Raw genomic sequence first — 18,484 nt, 5'->3', positions numbered from 1 at the left:
TCCGCCGTATGCCGTGTGCCGTCCGCGCTAGAGCTTCTGTACCGGCGCGTACCGCAGCAGCAGCCGCTTCGGCTTGTCGTCACCGAAGTCGATGGTGGCCTGGGCGTCCGCGCCGGCGCCCCTGACCTCCATGACCGTGCCCAGCCCGAACTGGTCGTGCGTGACCCGGTCCCCGACCACCAACGTGATGACGGGCTTGTCGGAGGCACGCCGCGTGGCGAATCCCGAGGGGCCCGACTTCGTGCGCGACGAGGACAGGAACGATTCCGGCGAGGTCCCGAACGAGCTCCTGGAACCGGAGCCGCCCGAGGAGCCCGAGCCGTAGGCCGAACTGCGCATCGGTCCGGCCGGCTTCTGGGTCGCGCCCGTGCGCTTCCACTGGAGGTACTCGGTCGGGATCTCCTCCAGGAAGCGTGACGGCGGGTTGTACGAGGGCGTGCCCCAGGCGCTGCGCATCGAGGAGCGCGTCAGGTAGAGCCGCTCGCGCGCCCGCGTGATGCCGACGTACGCGAGGCGCCGCTCCTCCTCAAGTTCCTTGGTCTGTCCCAGCGCGCGCATGTGCGGGAAGACCCCGTCCTCCATGCCGGTCAGGAAGACCACCGGGAACTCCAGGCCCTTGGCGGTGTGCAGGGTCATCAAGGTGATGACGCCGCTGCCGTCGGTGTCCTCGTCGGGGATCTGGTCGGAGTCCGCGACGAGCGCGACCTGCTCCAGGAACTCCGCCAGCGTGCCGGGACCCGGGCCGGCCGCGGGGGCGTCGGCATCGGCGTCGGCATCGGCGTCGGCATCAGCGGTGTCGGCACCGCCCTCGGCACCCGCGTCGACCGCCGGGGGCTGCGGGCCGGCCGCGCGGGCCTGCTCGAACTCCAGCGCCACCGCGGCGAGTTCCTGGAGGTTCTCGATGCGCGTCTCGTCCTGCGGGTCGGTCGAGGCCTGCAGCTCCGCGAGGTAGCCCGTTCGCTCCAGCACCGCTTCCAACACCACCGCCGGGCCCGCGCCCGACTCCACGATGGTCCGCAGTTCCTCCATGAGCACGTTGAACCGCTTCACGGCGTTGGTCGAGCGCGCGGCCATGCCGAAGGCCTCGTCCACGCGCCGCAGCGCCTGCGGGAAGGTGATCTTCTCGCGCATGGCGAGGGCGTCGATCATCGCCTCGGCACGCTCGCCGATGCCGCGCTTGGGTACGTTCAGGATGCGGCGCAGGGGGACGTTGTCCTCCGGGTTCGCCAGGACGCGCAGGTACGCGAGGACGTCGCGGACCTCCTTGCGCTCGTAGAAGCGGACACCGCCGACGACCTTGTAGGGCAGGCCGACGCGGATGAAGATCTCCTCGAAGACGCGCGACTGCGCGTTCGTGCGGTAGAAGATCGCGACGTCGCCCGCCTTGGCGTCGCCGGCGTCGGTCAGCCGGTCGATCTCGTCGGCGACGAACTGTGCCTCGTCGTGCTCGGTGTCCGAGACGTAGCCGGTGATGACCGCGCCGGTGCCGGCCTCGGTCCACAGGTTCTTCGCCCGGCGGTTCTCGTTGCGCTCGATGACGGCGTTGGCGGCGGACAGGATGGTCTGCGTGGAGCGGTAGTTCTGCTCCAGCAGGATCGTCGTCGCGTCCGCGTAGTCCTCCTCGAACCGGAGGATGTTGCGGATGGTCGCGCCGCGGAAGGCGTAGATCGACTGGTCGGCGTCGCCCACCACGCACAGCTCGGCGGGCGGCAGGTCCGGGTAGCCGGTGCCGACCAGCTCGCGCACCAGGGTGTACTGGGCGTGGTTGGTGTCCTGGTACTCGTCGACGAGGACGTGCCGGAAGCGGCGCCGGTAGTGCTCGGCGACCTCCGGGAACGCCTGGAGCAGGTGCACCGTGGTCATGATGATGTCGTCGAAGTCGAGGGCGTTGGCCTCGCGCAGCCGTCCCTGGTACATCGCGTACGCCTGGGCCAGCGTCTTCTCGAACCCGTCCGCCGCCTGGCCCGCGAACGCGTCCTCGTCGATGAGCTCGTTCTTGAGGTTCGAGATCTTGGCGTTGAAGGACTTCGGCGGGAACTTCTTCGGGTCCAGGTCCAGGTCGCGGCAGACGAGCGCCATCAGGCGCTTCGAGTCGGCCGCGTCGTAGATCGAGAACGAGGAGGTGAAGCCGAGGCGCTTCGACTCGCGGCGCAGGATGCGCACGCACGCGCTGTGGAACGTCGAGACCCACATGGCGTTCGCGCGCGGGCCCACCAGGCCCTCGACGCGTTCCTTCATCTCGCCGGCGGCCTTGTTGGTGAAGGTGATCGCCAGGATCTGTCCCGGGTGGACCCCGCGCGCGGCCAGCAGGTGGCCGATGCGGTGGGTCAGGACCCGGGTCTTGCCGGAGCCGGCGCCGGCCACGATGAGCAGCGGGGAACCCGCGTGGACCACGGCGGCGCGCTGCTCGGTGTTGAGCCCGTCCAGGAGCGCCGCCGGGTCGATGACGGGTTTGGGCGCCCCGTCGCGGTAGTGGGAGTCCCCGCTCATGGGTACGTCGAACCGGCCGCCGAAGAGGTCGTCCGCGCCCGCTTCCGGGGCGGCGTGGTCCTCGGGCGGCGGTTGGACCTCGTCGGAGGGGGAGAGGTCCGCCAGGAAACTGTCGTCAAAGAGGCTGCTCATCGCCTTCCGAGTTTAGGGGGCCGGACCGACAGCCGGTCCCGGGCCCGAAAAATCGGTGGCATATGCCCGTATCCGGGCCGCCCCGCCCCCTCCTCCGGGGCGGGTCAGCCCAGTACCAGCGCCAGCAGTCCGGGGAAGCGCAGCTCCAGGTCATCGCGCCGCAGGGCCAGGTAGAGCCGGCGCCCGGCGGGGCGGCGGGTGATCACTCCGCTCTCGTACAGCGTCTTGAGGTGGTGCGTGACGCTGGAGCGCGGCAGATCGGGTACCACCTCGCCGCAGAACGCCTCCGAGCCCGAGGCGAGCCTGCGCACGATCTCCATCCGGACGGGGTGACCCAGCGCCGCGAGTACCTCGACGAGCTCCAGCCGGTCGACGTCGGGATGGTCGACGTCGGGCCGGTCGATGTCGGGCCGGTCGACTTCCGGCCGGTCGACGTCGGGGTGGGGTGGTCCAGCGGCGGGAGTGGCGGCCATGTCCTTACTCTACGCAGGCCGGGACGGGCCTCGACGGGCCCGCGCAGCCCTCGCCGACCTGCCGGATTCGGCTCGGGGAGTGCCCCGTACGCTCGACGGCATGGACGTATTGATCAAGGTTTTCGTCGGCCTGCACATCATCGGGATCGCCTCGCTCCTCGGCGGATTCCTCACCCAGGTGAAGGCGATGGGGGCCGGCACCGCCCGCTTCGTCCCGGCGATGCTGCACGGCGCGCTGACCATGCTCGTGACCGGCGTGCTGCTGGTCGGCTTCCGGGAGATGGACGGCGGCACGATCAACCAGGTCAAGATAGGCGTGAAGCTCGCCGTCCTGTTCGTGATCCTGGCGCTGGTCTACGTGAAGCGGGACGAGGAGCGGGTGGACAAGGCCCTCTTCGGCGCGGTCGGCGGACTGACCATCGCCAATATCTTTATCGCCCTGCTCTGGCACTGACCGGTCAACTGCGGTCGATTCGGGTCATCTCGTCATCGGCCCGTTACCTTCAGGTTTAACGTCCTCCCCCAAGACCAACGGAAGGACGTGACGCCCCCGTGGCAAGTCATCGAAAGCCCAGGCAGCGCCCGCTCTCCGGCCCCGCCGTACGGACCGCGGCCACCACCCTCGCCCTCGCGGGCGCTGCCACCGCCACCACCTTCGAAGGCGTCTCCCAGGCCGAGCCCCGTCAGAGTCCCGCCCAGGTCGCGGCGGACGTGGACCGGCTCTACGAGGAGGCCGAGGCGGCGACCGAGCGGTACAACGGGGCGAAGGAGAAGGCCGACGAGGCCGAACGGGAGCTGTCCGGCCTGCGTGACGAGGCCGCCCGCCGGACGGACCGGCTCAACACCGCGCGCACCGCACTGGGTTCCCTCGCCGCCGGCCAGTACCGCAGCGGGAGTCTGGGGCCGGCGGTCCAGCTGGCGATGGCCGAGGACCCGCAGGAGTACCTGGAGCGGGCCGCGTTCCTGAGTCGGACCGGCGACCGCGCCGCGGCCGAGGTGGCCTCCGTACGGGCCCGGTTGGACCAGGTCGCGAAGGTCCGCGAGAAGGCCTCCGGGCGGCTGGCGGACCTGCGCGGGCGGCGGGACGAACTCGCCGAGACCAAGGCCCTCGTCGAGGGCAGGCTGGCCGCGGCCAAGCGGCTGCTGGCGAAGCTCACCGCGGAGGAGCGGGCGGCGTACGAGGCCCGCTCGGCGCCGAGCACCGTCACCGCCGGCGGCGCGCCGATCGGCGCGGTGTCACCGGGCGGCCCGCGGGCCGCCGCGCCGGCGCCCGCCGACGGTTCGCGCGCCGCTCGGGCCATCGCCTTCGCGCACGGGGCGATCGGCAAGCCGTACGTCTGGGGCGCCACCGGACCGGGTTCGTTCGACTGCTCCGGTCTGACGCAGGCCGCCTGGCGGGCCGCCGGGGTCTCGCTGCCCCGCACCACCTACACCCAGATCAACGCCGGGCGCCGGGTCGTCCGCGACCAACTGGCCCCGGGCGATCTGGTGTTCTTCTACTCCGGGGTGACACACGTGGGCCTGTACATCGGGAACGGCCAGATGATCCACGCCCCGCGCCCCGGCTCGACGGTCCGGGTGGCCCCCGTGGACTCGATGCCCTGGGCGGGCGCCTCCCGCCCCGCGTAGCCCCGGGCCCACGCCGCTCCCCTACGGCGCCTTGACCTGCCGGCTGAGCCAGCCGAAGGTCTGCGGCAGCTGCCTGGACCAGGCTTCCAGGTTGTGGCCGCCGGTGATCCTCTCCGCGTGCACCGTCGTCGGGTTCTTCGCGAGGGCCTTGAGGTCCATCCCGGACAGGTAGCCGTCGTGCTCGGCGCCCGACATCCACAGCGCGACCGCCGGCGGCGCGGGCCGGCCCTTGAGCAGCTCCTTCAGGTTGTGCGTGCGGCGCAGCTCGGGGTCCTTGGCCACCAGCGAACTGGGCTCCTGGCCCGGGTCGTTGTAGCCGGACAGGGAGACGGCGGCGCTGTAGCGGTCGGGGTGCAGGATCGCCAGCTTGGCGGCGCAGTACGCGCCGGCCGAGTAGCCGGCCACACCCCAGTTCCGGGCCTCGTCCGAGGCCCGGAAGTTGTCGACGACCATCTTGCGGACGTCGACGCTGAACCAGCTGTCGGCGTTGACCTTGCCGGGGATGTTGGCGCAGCCGGTGTCGCCGTTGCCGAGCAGCATGGCGCGGGGCGAGACCAGGATGAACGGCTGCACCGTGCCGTTCCTCATCAGCGGCTCCAGCACCTCGTGCGCCTTGAGGCCCTGGAACCAGGACTTGCCCGTGCCCGGGATGCCGGGGATCAGTTCGACGACGGGGAACTTCCGGTCCTTGTGGGCGGGGTCGTCGTACTGCGGCGGCAGCCACACCATGACGTCGCCCTTGACCCCGGAGATCTTCCCGTCGAGTTCGGTCGTGCGGACGCCGCCGCCGACGCCCTCGACGGGCCGGAACTCCTGGCGGACCTTGGGCTCGCGGGCCACCTCGGCGGCCTTCGCGCCCCCGAGCCCGTCCGGGCCGAGGTCGGGGGCGGCCGTGACGTACTTCCCGGTGCCGAGCAGGTCTCCCCAGGAGGCGTAGAAGTTCTGCTCGCGGTTGACCGCGACGAACACCAGCGCGATGGCGGTGACCTGCGCGAAGACCACCATCAGGCCGCGGGTGGCGACGCGCACGACGGCGGGTCCGCGCGCCTTGCCCCACAGCAGCAGGGGCAGGAGGGCGGCGATCACCACGAGGGCGATCGCCGTCAGGAAGAGGGGGGTCCCGGTCAGGCTCGTCACGCCGGCGAAGAGGCCCCGGGAACCCGTCCCGGTTCCCTCGGCCGGTGCGGCGTGGATCACAGGGCCGTGGCCCGCGACCCCCTCCGGGTCACACCAGGCGGCGGGCCGTGGCCCAGCGGGTCAGCTCGTGCCGGTTGGAGAGCTGGAGCTTCCTGAGCACCGCCGACACGTGCGACTCGACCGTCTTGACCGAGATGAACAGCTGCTTGGCGATCTCCTTGTACGCGTAGCCGCGCGCGATCAGCCGCAGCACCTCGCGCTCGCGCTGGGTCAGTCGGTCGAGGTCCTCGTCCACGGGCGGTGCGTCGGTGGAGGCGAAGGCGTCGAGGACGAAACCGGCCAGCCGGGGGGAGAACACCGCGTCCCCGTCCTGCACCCGGAAGATCGAGTTCACCAGGTCGGCGCCGGTGATGGTCTTGGTGACGTAGCCGCGCGCGCCGCCGCGGATGACCCCGATGACGTCCTCGGCGGCGTCCGACACCGACAGGGCCAGGAACCGCACCGGGTTCACGGCGGCCGACATCAGGGGGGCGCAGCGCCGCAGCACCTCGACCCCGCCGCCGCCGGGCAGGTGCACGTCGAGGAGCACCACCTCGGGGCGGGTGGCGGTGATGACGGTGACGGCCTGGTCCACGTCCGCGGCCTCGCCGACGACCTCGACGCCGGTCCGCGCGGTCTCGCCGATCTCGGCCTGTACGCCGGTGCGGAACATCCGGTGGTCGTCGACGAGCACCACCCGGACCCTCCCCGGGTCGGCGTCGGGGGCTCCCCCGGTCGGCGCGCCGGTGTTCGCGTTGTCCTCGGTCATGCTGCGTTCGCCGCCCTCTCCATCTCCAGCTCGACTTCCGTGCCGCCGTCGGGCGCGGACCGCAGCCGCGCGGTCCCGCCGTTGCGCTGCATCCGGCCGATGATCGATTCTCGTACGCCCATCCGGTCGTCCGGTACCGCGTCGATGTCGAATCCGGGTCCGCGGTCCCGTACGGACACGAACACGGTGCGGCCCTCGACCTCCGCGTACACCTGTACGGGTCCGCCCTCGCCACCGTACTTGGCGGCGTTGACCATTGCCTCGCGTGCGGCCTGGATCTGGGCGGCCAGCTTCTCGTCGAGCGGGCAGTCGCCGACGACGACGACCTCGATGGGGACGCCGTGGTGGTCCTCGACCTCGGCGGCGGTCCGCTTCACGGCGTCGGCGAGCGTGGTGGGTTCCTCGGCCTCGTCCTTGCCGGTGCCCTCGGGCTTGTAGAGCCAGTTCCGCAGCTCGCGTTCCTGGGCGCGGGCGAGGCGGCGGACCTCGCCGACGTCCTCGGCGTTGCGTTGGATCAGGGTGAGGGTGTGCAGCACCGAGTCGTGGACGTGGGCGGCGACCTCGGCGCGTTCCTGGGCGCGGATGCGCATCAGGCGTTCCTCGGAGAGGTCCTGGGTCATCCGTATCAGCCACGGGCCGGCGAGCAGGGCGACGCCGACGAGGACGGCGAGGGTGGCGGTGAGGACGTTGCCCAGTTGGGCGGCGGAGCCCCGTACGACGATGAACACGGTCAGGCCCACGCAGACCAGGGCCACCCCGGCGAGCGCCCTGGCGGCCTGGAGGAGCCGGCCGTGCCGGCCGGCGGCGGCGCTCCAGTGGGCGCGGCGGGCGTTGTCGGCCTGCCGCCAGACCAGCACCACGCCGGCGCCGACGAGCAGCGTGGGCCAGATGTAGCGGCCGTTGGTGCCGCCGACCCGCAGCTGGGAGAAGAAGATGCCGGCGCCCACGCACAGTGCGATCAGCGCGGTGATCTGCCCCTTGTCGGGTTTGCGCAGGCGCCGGCTGCCGTCGGGGAGGGTCTCGAAGTAGGAGCGGTGTCCGGTGCGTCCGCCGATGCCGAGCGGTACGAAGACCCAGAACGCGGCGTACAGCAGGATCCCGAGGCCGTCCCCCCACATGAACAGGCCGAGGAACGCGAGGCGGACCCAGACGACGGGCAGCCCGAGGTGCCCGGCGAGCCCGCGCGCGACCCCGCCGAGCATCCGGCCGTCGGCGCTGCGGTAGAGCTTGCGGTGCGGTGCCTCGGAGCCCGACGGGGGCTCCTGTACGTGCGGGATGCGGGGGGCGGCTGCTGCTGCGGGCATGGCACTGATGGTCACACGGCCGGCGGGCGCGGGGCATCAGGGCAGCCCCCCACTTCGATCGGGGGGATATCAGGGTTGTCCCAGGGTCGGGCCGGATGCCCCGGGGGCCGACGGCCCGTCACCATGGACCCATGACCGAAGCACACGAGGCCCCGCCGGCGGATTCCGGGGCTCCTGCCCCTCCCGAACATCCTCCCCTGCGCCGCGGCAGGCGCGACAAGGTGCTCGCCGGCGTGTGCGCGGGCCTCGGCCGGTACTTCGACCTGGATCCGGTGGTGTTCCGGATCGTGCTGGCCGTCCTCGCCGTCACCGGTGGTGTCGGCCTGATCTTCTACGGGTTCGCCTGGCTGCTGCTCCCCCAGGACGGCGACGAGGAGTCCGAGGCGAAGAAGCTGCTGACGGGCCGGGTGGAGGGGGCGACCCTGGCGGCGTTGTTCGCGGCGCTGGTGGGCTGCGCGCTGTTCCTGACGATGGTGGACAACGGCGGGCTCGGGGTGTTCTCAATCCTGGTGATCCTGGCGCTCGGCGGGGCCTCGTACTGGTCCCGGCGGCGGGCCGGAGGCGCGCCGGAGGCGCAGATCCCGCCCGCGTCCCGGGCGGTGCCGCCGCCGGAGACGCAGGCGCCGCCGGCGCCCGGCAGCCCCTCCTGGTGGCGGGACCCGCTGGTCAAGGACGGCACGACCGGTCCGGTGGGAGCCGCCGGGTACCTGTGGGGTCCGGCGGACGTGGACTCCCCCGCGGGCCGGACGCCGAAGCCCGCCGCACCGGTTTCCCGGGCGGTCGGGCGCGGTGGCATCGGCGGACGGGTCTTCGTGCTGGCGCTGCTCGGCGGGGCCGTCGCCACCGCCTCGGTGTGGGAGGGCAGCACCCTCTCGCACGCCCTCACGGTCGGGCTGGCCGCCGCGCTGGCCGTCTTCGGGCTGGGGCTGGCCGTCAGTTCGGTCAAGGGCCGCACCGGCTTCGGCACCGTCCTGCTGTCGCTGATCACCGCCGGGCTGTTGGCGGGGGCGGGCGCGCTGCCGAAGGAGATCGGCACGGACTGGCGGGACGTCTCGTGGCGGCCCGCCGCGGTGGCCGACGTACGACCCTCGTACGAGGCGGGCACCGGCCTGGCGACCCTGGACCTGAGTCGGCTGGACGTGCCGAAGGGCACCACGCTGTCCGTCCGGGCGTCCATCGACGCGGGCCGACTGAAGGTGGTCGTGCCCCGTGAGGTCACGGCGCGGTCGGACCTGACGATCCGCTTGGGCGACCTGCGGCTGCCCGGCGAGAGGGGCGGACAGGTGCGCGTCAAGACCGGCGGCGAGCACCGGACGCAGACGTTGCCCCCCGCCGCCGGCACCGAGGCCGGCGGAATGATCGAGCTGCATCTCGAAGCGGGTGTGGGACAGGTGGAGGTGGCCCGTGCGGCGTCATGAGTTCCAGCCGGGACGGCTGATCGCGGGGCTGGTCCTGCTCACCGCGGGCACGCTCCGCCTGCTGGACGCGGCCGGCGAGGTGGACCTGCCCTGGCTCGCCGTGGTCCCGATGGCCGCGGGCGGCCTCGCGCTCGCGGCCGTCGTCGGGGTGGTGACCTACGCGGTGCGTCGGGACCGGCGCGAGCGGATCACGGAGTCCAGCGACAGGTAGGGCGCCCCCGCGAGGATCAGCGGGGTACAGGCCATCAGGTAGATCAGGTCGTTGCCGTAGTAGTACGGGGTGACCGCCCAGGAGACCGTGAGCCACAGGCTGAGCGCGATCAGCGCACCGCCCAGGGCGGCGATCCGGGTCAGCAGTCCGGCCAGGAGCCCGAGGCCCACCAGGAGCTCGCCGACGGCCAGGGTGACGGCGAAGCCGACGGGCGCCTTGAGCGCCAGGTCCACCAGGGCGGGGATCGCGGAGGTGTCGCGGACCCCGCGCATGAGTTCGCCGATGGAGCCGTCGCCGCCGGCGGAGAGGAACGCGGAGTCGGTCAGCTTGTCCAGACCCGCGTACACGAAGGTCACGCCGAGGAAGATCCGCAGGGGGAGGAGGGCGTGCCGGGCGGCGTGTTCCCGCAGTCCGGGGGCGGCACCGGAGGGGGCGTCAGTTCGGGTCACGCCCCATGTCTACCCCGTCGCCGTTCACTCCGCCACGTCGATGCCGCAGCGGTTGGACTCCACTCCGGCGGCGGTCACCACCTGGACGTCGACGCGCCCCGGTTCCACCTCCGCCGGCACCGGCACGGTCAGCACCGCGTCGGAGGGGTTGGTGAATCCGCCGGCCACCGGCACCAACGGCACGTGCACGTGGACCGTTCCGATCCGCACCACCAACCGGGCCAGCATCTCCGGCGTCTGCGCGCCGGGCGGCACGAAGCCGACGCCGCGGATCTCGATGTCGTCCCCGGGGCGGACGGCCGAGTCCAGGTCCCCGGGCTCCCGTCTGCGCACCACCGACAGCACCAACGGGCGGCTGCCCTCCGCGTACTTCGCCGCGAGGTACACGGCGGCCGACAGGGCCACCAGCAGGGCCGGCGCCCACGGCAGTCGGGGCAGCCGGTCGGGGAACCGGGCCAGCGACACCGCCGCGAAGGCCAGCACCACCGTGGAGACCAGCACGTACTGGGCGTCCGCGAAACTCCCCCGTCCCGCGTCGTCCGTCAGCAGGTCGGCGCCCGAGGGCCGGTCGGCGGGCAGCTTCTGGAGCCGCTGCCCCATGATCCGTACGGAGACCACCCGGCGTACCAGCACCGCCACCCCCGACGTCAGCGCGAGCACCGCCAGCAACGGCAGCGCCCTCCCGAGCGCCAGCCCCGCGTACAGGGCGTCGCGTTCGGGCCCCGGCGAGGAGACGGCGAGCCGCAGCGCGGGCAGCAGGAAGGAGAAGGCGATCAGGACCAGCCAGGCGCTCGGCACGGCCTTGGAGGTGGACAGCCGGTTGTCCTCGCCGACCAGCGGGGCCAGCAGTCCGCCGCGCAGCGACTGGGCGCGGGACCCGACGGTGAGCAGCGCCACCAGCACCAGCGCGGCCAGCAGTCCGGCGGTGCGCGCCGACGACCAGCCGGCGCCCAGCGCGGTGCCGACCTGGACCAGCAACAGCACCCCGGCGGCGATCCACAGGGCGAGGACGGCCCGCCGGGACAGCAGGTACAGCCAGGAGTGCCCGGCCTCGCGGCCCCGGTCGGCGACCGTGCGGGCGGACAGGGTCAGCTCGTCGGAGACCCACTGGCGGGAGGCGCCGGCGGATCGGGACAGGGCGGCGGGCAGGCCCTGGCCGGCGGCGAACTCCTCGCGCTTCTCCAGGAAGGCGGCCACCGCCCGGCGGTGTCCCTCCCGGGCTCCGTGGGGGCAGTCGTCGCAGGTGCAGGTGCCGGCGTGGGTACTTCTGGGGATCTCTTGGACAGCCACGTGCGTGCCGCCTCTCTGAACTCCGGTGCAATGCCAGCGAATTGTGCACCACTGCGGAAGTGCTCCGGATTGCGCACGATGTCAGAGCAGGTGATTAACCGTTCATGATGTTGACGTCAGCCTTCCGGCGGCGCGGAACGGGCCCACGGTGCGACGGTCTGCCAGAGCGGCTGGTAGTTCACCCAGGCCGCGAGGTCCGTCCCGAACCGCTCCCTGGTGGCGACCGCGGCGCGGTGGTCGACGGGCACCGGCTTCCCGGCCGCCCGGGCGATCAGCTGCACCTGCGCGGCCCGCTCCGCCGCGATGAACCACCAGGCCGCCGCGTCCACGGAGTCGCCGACCGTCAACAGCCCCTGGTTGCGCAGGATCAGCGCCTTGTAGGGGCCGAGCGCGCGGCCGATCCGCTCGCCGTCAGCGTCCCCGGCGTACTCGTCGAGGAGCGCGTGGTCCTCGTAGAAGGCGCAGGCCTCCCGGGTCACGGGGGCCAGCAGCTCGCCGAGGGCGGCCAGCGCCCTGCCGTACGGGGCCTGCGTGCGCACCACCGCCACCACCTCGGGCCGGGCCCGGTGCACGGCCGCGTGCACGGCGAACGCCAGCTGGTTGACCCGCCGCTCCCCCACCAGCACCCGGCCGTCCGCGTCGACCAGCAGCAGGTCGTCGGCGCCCAGGTGGGCGAAGGCCCGACCGAAGGGGTTCACCCAGTAGCGGTCCTCGAACTCGGGGTCCCGCGCGGTGACGTGCCCGCCGACCCCGTCCTCGTACCCGAGCCGCCCGAACAGGCGCAGCGCCCCGGCGAGCCGTTCCTTGCGGTGGGCGCGCTCGTCGGCCGGGTCCGGGTGCCGGGGCGGCAGCTCGAAGCGCAACCGGTCGGCGGGGACGGGTTCCAGGGCGGGCTGCTGGTCCGGCATGGCCACTCCTCGGTCGGCGTCGACTCGCGGCGCAAGGTACCGGCACCCTCCTGAACTGGCCAGGGGAACGCCGAAGCCGCCGCTCCCCGAGGGGAACGGCGGCTTCGTCAGGTCCGGCGGGGCCGGGTGGGGACTACTCCCACTCGATGGTGCCCGGGGGCTTGCTCGTGCAGTCCAGGACCACGCGGTTCACGTCCGGTACCTCGTTGGTGATGCGGGTGGAGATCCGGGCGAGGACCTCGTACGGCATGCGCGTCCAGTCGGCGGTCATCGCGTCCTCGGAGGAGACGGGGCGCAGCACGATCGGGTGGCCGTAGGTGCGGCCGTCGCCCTGGACGCCGACGCTGCGGACGTCCGCGAGCAGGACGACCGGGCACTGCCAGATCTCCCGGTCGAGGCCGGCGGCGGTCAGCTCGTGGCGGGCGATGGCGTCGGCCTCGCGGAGCAGGTCGAGCCGCTCCTTGGTGACCTCGCCGACGATGCGGATGCCGAGGCCGGGGCCGGGGAAGGGCTGGCGCTGGACGATCTCGTCCGGCAGGCCCAGCTCCTGGCCGACCATGCGGACCTCGTCCTTGAACAGCTGGCGCAGCGGCTCGACGAGTTCGAACTCGATGTCGTCGGGGAGGCCGCCGACGTTGTGGTGGGACTTGATGTTCGCGGTGCCGCTGCCGCCGCCGGACTCGACGACGTCCGGGTACAGGGTGCCCTGGACCAGGAAGGCCACGTCCGCGCCACCCTCGGCGATGATCTCGGCCTGGGCCTGCTCGAAGACGCGGATGAACTCGCGGCCGATGATCTTCCGCTTGGTCTCCGGGTCGGAGACGCCGGCCAGCGCGTTCAGGAAGCGCTCCTGGGCGTCGACGACCTTCAGCTGGACGCCGGTGGCCGCGACGAAGTCCTTCTCGACCTGCTCGGTCTCGCCCTTGCGCATCAGACCGTGGTCGACGTAGACGCAGGTGAGCTGCGAGCCGATGGCCTTCTGTACGAGCGCCGCCGCCACGGCGGAGTCCACGCCGCCGGAGAGGCCGCAGATGGCGCGCTTGTCGCCGACCTGCTCGCGGATGGCCGCGACCTGCTCCTCGACGATGTTGCCGGTGGTCCAGGTGGGGGCCAGGCCGGCGCCGCGGTAGAGGAAGTGCTCCAGGATCTGCTGGCCGTGCGTGGAGTGCATGACCTCGGGGTGGTACTGGACCCCGTACAGCTTCTTCTCGTCGTTCTCGAAGGCCGCGACCGGGACGACGTTCGTCGAGGCGGTGACGGTGAAGCCCTCGGGGGCGGCGGAGCAGGCGTCGCCGTGGGACATCCACACCGACTGGTTGTCGGGGGTGCCCTCGAAGAGGGTGGATCCCGACTTGGAGACGGCCAGCGGGGTGCGGCCGTACTCGCGGGCGCCGGTGTTGTCGACCTGACCGCCGAGGGTGACCGCCATCAGCTGGAAGCCGTAGCACATGCCGAAGACGGGGACGCCGGCCTCGAACAGGGCGCGGTCGATGGTGGGTGCGCCCTCTTCGTACACCGAGGACGGGCCTCCGGACAGGATGATCGCCTTGGGGTTCTTGGCGAGCATCTCGGCCACGGGCATCGTGCCGGGCACGATCTCGCTGTAGACCCGGGCCTCGCGGACGCGGCGGGCGATGAGCTGGGCGTACTGGGCACCGAAGTCGACGACGAGAACCGTGTCCGGGGCGCTGTCGTGGGCGGCGGTGTGTGCTTCAGGCACGGGCAGGCCTTCCGGCGGAAGAGGGTGTGTTTTGTCGATTCTAACGGGGGACGGGTGGGCCGTTTCGTCTCACCATCCGAACCCGTTTGGTCGGGAGCGGGGTGGAAGGTCATAATCCGTTCCATGCGCGAGCAGCTGAGCTTCCTCTTTACCTATGGCACCGGTCGGTCCGGTCGCCATGGGTCATCGTGATGCTCGCTTGAGCCGCTGACTTCCCAGAGCGCCCCGGTCCGACAGGACCGGGGCGCTCTGGCGTTCCCGCTCCCTGTCGGGCCCCAACACCCACAGGAGAACCTGATGTCCGTCACCACCCCCGAGCAGCTCATCACCGACTCCCGCGAGCGGATCGACGCCATCGACGACCGGATCATCGGCCTGATCCAGGAACGGATGGCCGTCTCGACGGTGATCCAGGAGGCCCGGATCGGCTCGGGCGGCCGTCGGGTGCACCTGTCACGCGAGATGGAGGTGCTCTCGCACTGGAGCGACGCCCTCGGCAAGCCGGGCACCCAGCTCGCCATGACCCTGCTGGAGCTGTGCCGGGGCCGCGTCTGAGGCGGGCGCGGGGCGTGCGGGCCCGGTCGCGGGCGGGTGTTCGTCACTCGTCCGGACCGTGACCGGCCCGAGCGGTCTTCGTTGAGGGGGTGTCCGCGCCGGCCAGGTGCGGGTCCGCACCACCACGCGTGGCTCTGCCGGAGCGATGAGACGTACGGCCCGACGGTCGTGCGTCGTGGGACCTCGCTCCTTCACGTGACCGGACGGCAGGGGACAGCGGTCCGGTCACCACGTGAGAAGACGGCCGGCCCGGGGGACGCCCCGGGCCGGCCGTTGTGCCGTGTCCCCGAGAAGGCGGCCGGGACCTACGTGCGCGCGGGACCCCGGCGGCGGACCGCCACGTACAGCGCGCCGCCCGCGGCGATCAGGGCTGCGGCGCCGAGCGCGATCGGGCCGGCGGTGACGCCGGTGGAGGCGAGGCCGCCGCTCCCGTGGGCGGTGGTGCCCGTACCCGAGCCGGTGCCCGCGCCCTTGGCGCCGGCGGCCGTGGCCGACACGGTCGCCGTCGGGGTCGCGGAGGCGCCCGGCGAGGGGGTGCCGGCGCTCGTGGAGGGGCGCGGGGTCGGGCGCGGGCCGGTGCCGTCGTCCTGGGCGTTCACCACGAGGACGGCCGTGTTGTTGGCGGGGTTCGGGTCGAAGGAGTGCGGTCGCGGGGCGGTCGCGCTCCAGTCGCCGACGGTGACGGAGCCCTTGGCGTTCACCAGGGTCTTCTCCACCTTGAGGTCGAACGGGTAGACCGCCCGCTGGTCCTCGCGGACCGTGTCGCCGAGCGCGCACACGTAGCGGGGCGCGCCGAGCTGCTCGGTGCGTTCGCCGCCGGTGGCGGTGGTGGCGGTGCAGCCGTCGGGCTTGCGGACGACCCGTACGCCGTCGGGCATCACGATGACGGTGCGGGCCGCCGAGTCGCCGGCGCGGGCACTGCGGATCCAGGCCGGGCCCTTGTTCTCGAAGGCGAACGCGGTCGTCAGGGTGTCGCCCGAGTCGCCTTCGAGGGTCACGGCCGCCGTGCTGAAGTCGGCCGTGTTGCGGACGTGGAAGTCGAACGTGCGCCGGTTGTCGCCCGGGTTCAGGTCGACGGCGCGCGCGCTCGCGGCGGCCTTCGTGGCCCGCTTGGCGGCGCCCAGGCGCTTGCCCGTGGCGGCCTTGCCGTCCCACTGCGCGGCCTTCGGCTCGTCGCCGGCCGGGTGGATGCCGTAGCCGAGCCGGTCGCTGTAGGCGTTCGGGTTGGCCTTGACGTGCAGCGGGCTGTCCCCGGCGAGTTCGTAGGTCTCGCCGGGCTCGAAGTCCCCGTCGACCGAGCACAGGGCCGTGGTGACGTCCGCGACGGTGCGGGTGCGGCAGTTGTCGTACGCCTCCACGACGCTCATGCCGCGCGTGGTCTCCAGCTCCAGCACCACGCCCCTGGCCGACTGGGTGCCCGCGTTCGTGAACACGAGCGGCAGCGGCTGGCTCTCGCCGGGCCGCGGGTCGCCCTTGAGCGCCATCTCCCGCATGACGAGGTCCGGTCCGCCGACGGTGAGCTTCGTGGTGGTCGGGGTGACGGTGGCCCCGTCCGTCTTCCCCGTCACCGTGATCTCGCCGGTGTCGCCGTTCTTGGCGTTCTTGGCGGCGGCCACGGAGAGTTCGACGCGCGGGAGGGTGCCGCGCACGGTGCAGACCAGGGCGGTGGCGCTCGTCGCGCACTGCTCCTTGGCGCCGCGCGCGTTCTCCCGGACGGTCGCGATGCCGGCGACCTTGGTCAGGTCGACGGTGAGGACGGCCTCCCCGCCGAAACCGGCGCCGGTCCGGGGGACGTCGAGGGTGAAGACGAGCGACTCTTCCCTCGGGCTGCCGGTCGCCGGGGGCACCGGGAGCGCGAGGGCGGTGGGGCCGCTCACCGGGAAGGCGGGGTCCGCGGCGTGCGCGGGGGTGGTGGCCAGGCCCACGGCCACCAGGCCGCAGGCGGCCAGGAGGGAGATGCGCTTTCTCATGCCCCCGTTGACCGTCCGGGGTGCGGGGCGGTTGCCTCGTTGACCATGTGATGGACACCACAGCCCTGTCGGACCGATTCCGCTACAACCTTCCGGGGCGACCACCGGTCACTCATGTACATCGGCGGACACCGCGCTCGGAGGGGGAGCGCGGTGTCCGCCGATGCCGTACCCGGGCCGGGATCCGGCCTCAGTGCTCCGGTTCCGGTTGCCTCGGAGGTATTTCGGGGACGGCGAGGAACGGCAGTCGCAGCGCGCCGAAGGCGTCCTTCGGGACGGCCGGCCGGACCGGTTCCACGGCCGAGAGGCGGACGTATCCGGCGCCCTGGGCGGGACGCGGGTCCTCCTCGCCGTTGTTCGGCCAGTACGACATGGCCCGCTCGGCCTGCGCCGTGATCGTCAGCGACGGGTTGACCCCGAGGTTGGCGGACACCGCCGAGCCGTCGACCACCGAGATGCCGGGGTGACCGTACAGCCGGTGGTACGGGTCGACGACCCCCTCGGCCGGGTTCTCGCCGATCGGGCAGCCGCCGAGGAAGTGCGCGGTCAGCGGGGTGCCCATCAGCTCGCCGACGTTGCTGCCCGCGAACCCGTTGATCTCCTCGGCGAGCAGGGTCGCGGCCTCGGTGGCCTCCGCGATCTGTACCGGGTTGGGGGCGCCGTGGCCCTGCCGGGCGGTCAGCAGGCCCTTTCCGATCCCGCCGGGCTTGCGGTACGTGGTGAGGGAGTTGTCCAGGGACTGCATGACGAGCCCGATGATCGTCCGCTCGGACCAGCGCCGGTTGGAGAGCGAGCGCGCCAGTTGCACGGGATGCCTGGCGGTCCGGGCGAACCAGGCCCGGACCCGGTGCCTGGCGTACGGCACCTGGAGGATGGTCATGAACCCCATGGCGTTGGAGCCCTTGCCGTAGCGGACGGGCTCGATGTGGGTGTTCGCGTCGGGGTGCACGGACGAGGTGATGGCCACCCCGTGGGTGAAGTCGGCCCGGCGGCCCTCGCCGTGCCGCCTGCGGTAGCGCCGGTCGTCGGTCTGGGCGCCGACCAGGCCCTCGGAGTTGGTGCGGGTCAGTTCCCCGAGCCGGTCCGAGAGCCGGGGCAGCTCGCCCCGGTCCTTCATCGTGTGCAGCAGGGTCTGGGTGCCGTACGTGCCGGCCGCGACGACCACGTACCGGGCGCGCAGCACCTTGGCCTTGCCGCGGCGGCGGTGGTCGGTGGGGACGGTGCGGACCCGGTGGCCGCCGTCGGGGTGCTCGGAGATCGCGGTGACGGTGGTCATGGGGTGGATGACGGCGCCGGCGCGCTCGGCGAGGTGCAGGTAGTTCTCGTTCAGGGTGTTCTTCGCGCCGTGCCGGCAGCCGGTCATGCACTCGCCGCACTCGGTGCACGCCTTGCGGGCGGGGCCCTTGCCGCCGAAGTAGGGGTCGGCGACCTCCTCGCCGGCCCTGGCCCGGTGGCGGCCCTCGGCGTCCTCGCCGTCCCCGAAGAAGACGCCGACCGGGGCCATGTGGAAGGAGTCGGCGACGCCCATGCGTTCGGCGACCGCCTTCAGGTGGACGTCCGAGGGGGTCGTCGTCGGGTTGAGCCGGACCCCCAACATCCGCTTGGCCTGGTCGTAGTACGGGGCGAGTTCCTCGCGCCAGTCGGTGATGGAGGCCCACTGGCGGTCCTCGAAGAAGGCGGCGGGCGGCACGTAGAGGGTGTTGGCGTAGTTCAGCGAACCGCCGCCCACGCCGGCGCCCGCGAGCACCATCACGTTGCCGAGCAGGTGGATCCGCTGGATGCCGTAGAGCCCGAGCGCCGGGGCCCACAGGTAGTTCCGCAGGTCCCAGCTGTTCTTCGGCAGGCTCTGGCGGGTGAAGCGGCGCCCTGCCTCCAGGACGCCGACCCGGTAGCCCTTCTCGGTGAGCCGCAGCGCCGAGACCGACCCTCCGAAGCCCGATCCGATGACGATCACGTCGTAGTCGTACGACACTGCGTTGCCTCCCGGGCG

Annotated in this window: 16 protein-coding genes; 5 read left to right on the top strand and 11 right to left on the bottom strand. The window is 72.5% G+C overall.

The features are described from left to right. Nucleotides 1-27: 27 nt before the first annotated feature. Nucleotides 28-2,622 (bottom strand): ATP-dependent DNA helicase, encoded by a 2,595-nt coding sequence (locus ACQEVM_RS04975; RefSeq protein ID WP_433075386.1) that lies wholly within the window; start codon nucleotides 2,620-2,622, stop codon nucleotides 28-30. Between the two features lie 104 nt (nucleotides 2,623-2,726). Next, complete coding sequence (locus ACQEVM_RS04970) at nucleotides 2,727-3,095, bottom strand: ArsR/SmtB family transcription factor (protein ID WP_433075383.1); 369 nt, start codon at nucleotides 3,093-3,095, stop codon at nucleotides 2,727-2,729. Between the two features lie 100 nt (nucleotides 3,096-3,195). On the opposite strand from ACQEVM_RS04970, the gene ACQEVM_RS04965 reads away from it, so the two are divergent. Together ACQEVM_RS04965 and ACQEVM_RS04960 are read left to right on the top strand one after the other, a co-directional pair. After that, nucleotides 3,196-3,549 (top strand): hypothetical protein, encoded by a 354-nt coding sequence (locus ACQEVM_RS04965; protein WP_433075380.1) that lies wholly within the window; start codon nucleotides 3,196-3,198, stop codon nucleotides 3,547-3,549. Nucleotides 3,550-3,647: 98 nt separating this feature from the next. After that, nucleotides 3,648-4,724, top strand: a complete 1,077-nt coding sequence (locus tag ACQEVM_RS04960; RefSeq protein ID WP_433075377.1) for an NlpC/P60 family protein — start codon at nucleotides 3,648-3,650, stop codon at nucleotides 4,722-4,724. Nucleotides 4,725-4,745: 21 nt separating this feature from the next. On the opposite strand, the gene ACQEVM_RS04955 is transcribed toward ACQEVM_RS04960, so the two are convergent. The 3 genes from ACQEVM_RS04955 to ACQEVM_RS04945 form a co-directional block, all read right to left on the bottom strand. After that, on the bottom strand, nucleotides 4,746-5,861 hold the full coding sequence (locus ACQEVM_RS04955; protein WP_433075374.1) for an alpha/beta hydrolase: 1,116 nt from the start codon (nucleotides 5,859-5,861) through the stop codon (nucleotides 4,746-4,748). Nucleotides 5,862-5,949: 88 nt separating this feature from the next. Continuing rightward, on the bottom strand, nucleotides 5,950-6,669 hold the full coding sequence (locus ACQEVM_RS04950; protein ID WP_433075371.1) for a LuxR C-terminal-related transcriptional regulator: 720 nt from the start codon (nucleotides 6,667-6,669) through the stop codon (nucleotides 5,950-5,952). After that, nucleotides 6,666-7,973, bottom strand: coding sequence for a PspC domain-containing protein (locus ACQEVM_RS04945; RefSeq protein ID WP_433075368.1), 1,308 nt, complete (start codon nucleotides 7,971-7,973; stop codon nucleotides 6,666-6,668). The genes ACQEVM_RS04950 and ACQEVM_RS04945 overlap by 4 nt, the downstream gene beginning before the upstream one ends. Nucleotides 7,974-8,104: 131 nt before the next feature. Here ACQEVM_RS04945 and ACQEVM_RS04940 point away from each other — a divergent pair, with 131 nt between their 5' ends. Continuing rightward, nucleotides 8,105-9,391 carry a PspC domain-containing protein gene (locus tag ACQEVM_RS04940; RefSeq protein ID WP_433075365.1) on the top strand — a complete coding sequence of 429 codons (1,287 nt, stop codon included), beginning with the start codon at nucleotides 8,105-8,107 and terminating at the stop codon, nucleotides 9,389-9,391. Beyond that, complete coding sequence (locus tag ACQEVM_RS04935) at nucleotides 9,378-9,602, top strand: hypothetical protein (protein ID WP_433075362.1); 225 nt, start codon at nucleotides 9,378-9,380, stop codon at nucleotides 9,600-9,602. The genes ACQEVM_RS04940 and ACQEVM_RS04935 overlap by 14 nt, the downstream gene beginning before the upstream one ends. Here the strand turns inward: ACQEVM_RS04935 and ACQEVM_RS04930 are convergent. The 4 genes from ACQEVM_RS04930 to guaA all read right to left on the bottom strand — a co-directional run bounded on the left by ACQEVM_RS04930 (nucleotide 9,548) and on the right by guaA (nucleotide 13,969). Continuing rightward, a complete protein-coding gene (locus ACQEVM_RS04930; RefSeq protein WP_433075359.1) occupies nucleotides 9,548-10,051 on the bottom strand; it encodes a DoxX family membrane protein in 504 nt (167 codons plus the stop codon). The two genes, ACQEVM_RS04935 and ACQEVM_RS04930, sit on opposite strands and share 55 nt — an antisense overlap. Before the next feature lie 24 nt (nucleotides 10,052-10,075). Then, entirely contained in the window at nucleotides 10,076-11,341 is a 1,266-nt protein-coding gene (locus tag ACQEVM_RS04925) for a hypothetical protein (RefSeq protein WP_433075356.1), read from the bottom strand. A 116-nt stretch (nucleotides 11,342-11,457) separates the two neighbouring features. Then, nucleotides 11,458-12,249, bottom strand: coding sequence for a class II aldolase/adducin family protein (locus tag ACQEVM_RS04920; RefSeq protein ID WP_433075353.1), 792 nt, complete (start codon nucleotides 12,247-12,249; stop codon nucleotides 11,458-11,460). Nucleotides 12,250-12,382: 133 nt separating this feature from the next. Further along, nucleotides 12,383-13,969 carry a glutamine-hydrolyzing GMP synthase gene (guaA, locus tag ACQEVM_RS04915; RefSeq protein ID WP_433075350.1) on the bottom strand — a complete coding sequence of 529 codons (1,587 nt, stop codon included), beginning with the start codon at nucleotides 13,967-13,969 and terminating at the stop codon, nucleotides 12,383-12,385. A 297-nt stretch (nucleotides 13,970-14,266) separates the two neighbouring features. Here guaA and ACQEVM_RS04910 point away from each other — a divergent pair, with 297 nt between their 5' ends. Next, the gene (locus tag ACQEVM_RS04910; RefSeq protein ID WP_267796277.1) at nucleotides 14,267-14,524 is read left to right on the top strand and encodes a chorismate mutase; all 258 of its coding nucleotides are present in this window, start codon (nucleotides 14,267-14,269) and stop codon (nucleotides 14,522-14,524) included. A 305-nt stretch (nucleotides 14,525-14,829) separates the two neighbouring features. On the opposite strand, the gene ACQEVM_RS04905 is transcribed toward ACQEVM_RS04910, so the two are convergent. Both ACQEVM_RS04905 and ACQEVM_RS04900 read right to left on the bottom strand, forming a co-directional pair. After that, entirely contained in the window at nucleotides 14,830-16,494 is a 1,665-nt protein-coding gene (locus ACQEVM_RS04905; protein ID WP_433075347.1) for a peptidase, read from the bottom strand. A 190-nt stretch (nucleotides 16,495-16,684) separates the two neighbouring features. Further along, a complete protein-coding gene (locus ACQEVM_RS04900; RefSeq protein WP_433075344.1) occupies nucleotides 16,685-18,466 on the bottom strand; it encodes a GMC oxidoreductase in 1,782 nt (593 codons plus the stop codon). Between the last annotated feature and the right edge of the window lie 18 nt (nucleotides 18,467-18,484).

The organism is Streptomyces sp. CA-243310 (genome assembly GCF_050936775.1).
In the GTDB taxonomy this organism is placed as follows: Bacteria; Actinomycetota; Actinomycetes; order Streptomycetales; family Streptomycetaceae; genus Streptomyces.
The sequence above is the reverse complement of the archived record's forward strand: the minus strand, read 5'-3'. Positions and strand labels throughout refer to the sequence as shown.

What these genes read in the sequence shown, in the direction of transcription:
- ACQEVM_RS04975 (WP_433075386.1), bottom strand. Translation starts at nt 2,622, where the DNA reads ATGAGCAGCCTCTTTGACGACAGTTTCCTGGCGGACCTCTCCCCCTCC.
- ACQEVM_RS04970 (WP_433075383.1), bottom strand. Translation starts at nt 3,095, where the DNA reads ATGGCCGCCACTCCCGCCGCTGGACCACCCCACCCCGACGTCGACCGG.
- ACQEVM_RS04965 (WP_433075380.1), top strand. Translation starts at nt 3,196, where the DNA reads ATGGACGTATTGATCAAGGTTTTCGTCGGCCTGCACATCATCGGGATC.
- ACQEVM_RS04950 (WP_433075371.1), bottom strand. Translation starts at nt 6,669, where the DNA reads ATGACCGAGGACAACGCGAACACCGGCGCGCCGACCGGGGGAGCCCCC.
- ACQEVM_RS04945 (WP_433075368.1), bottom strand. Translation starts at nt 7,973, where the DNA reads ATGCCCGCAGCAGCAGCCGCCCCCCGCATCCCGCACGTACAGGAGCCC.
- ACQEVM_RS04940 (WP_433075365.1), top strand. Translation starts at nt 8,105, where the DNA reads ATGACCGAAGCACACGAGGCCCCGCCGGCGGATTCCGGGGCTCCTGCC.
- ACQEVM_RS04920 (WP_433075353.1), bottom strand. Translation starts at nt 12,249, where the DNA reads ATGCCGGACCAGCAGCCCGCCCTGGAACCCGTCCCCGCCGACCGGTTG.
- ACQEVM_RS04910 (WP_267796277.1), top strand. Translation starts at nt 14,267, where the DNA reads ATGTCCGTCACCACCCCCGAGCAGCTCATCACCGACTCCCGCGAGCGG.
- ACQEVM_RS04905 (WP_433075347.1), bottom strand. Translation starts at nt 16,494, where the DNA reads ATGAGAAAGCGCATCTCCCTCCTGGCCGCCTGCGGCCTGGTGGCCGTG.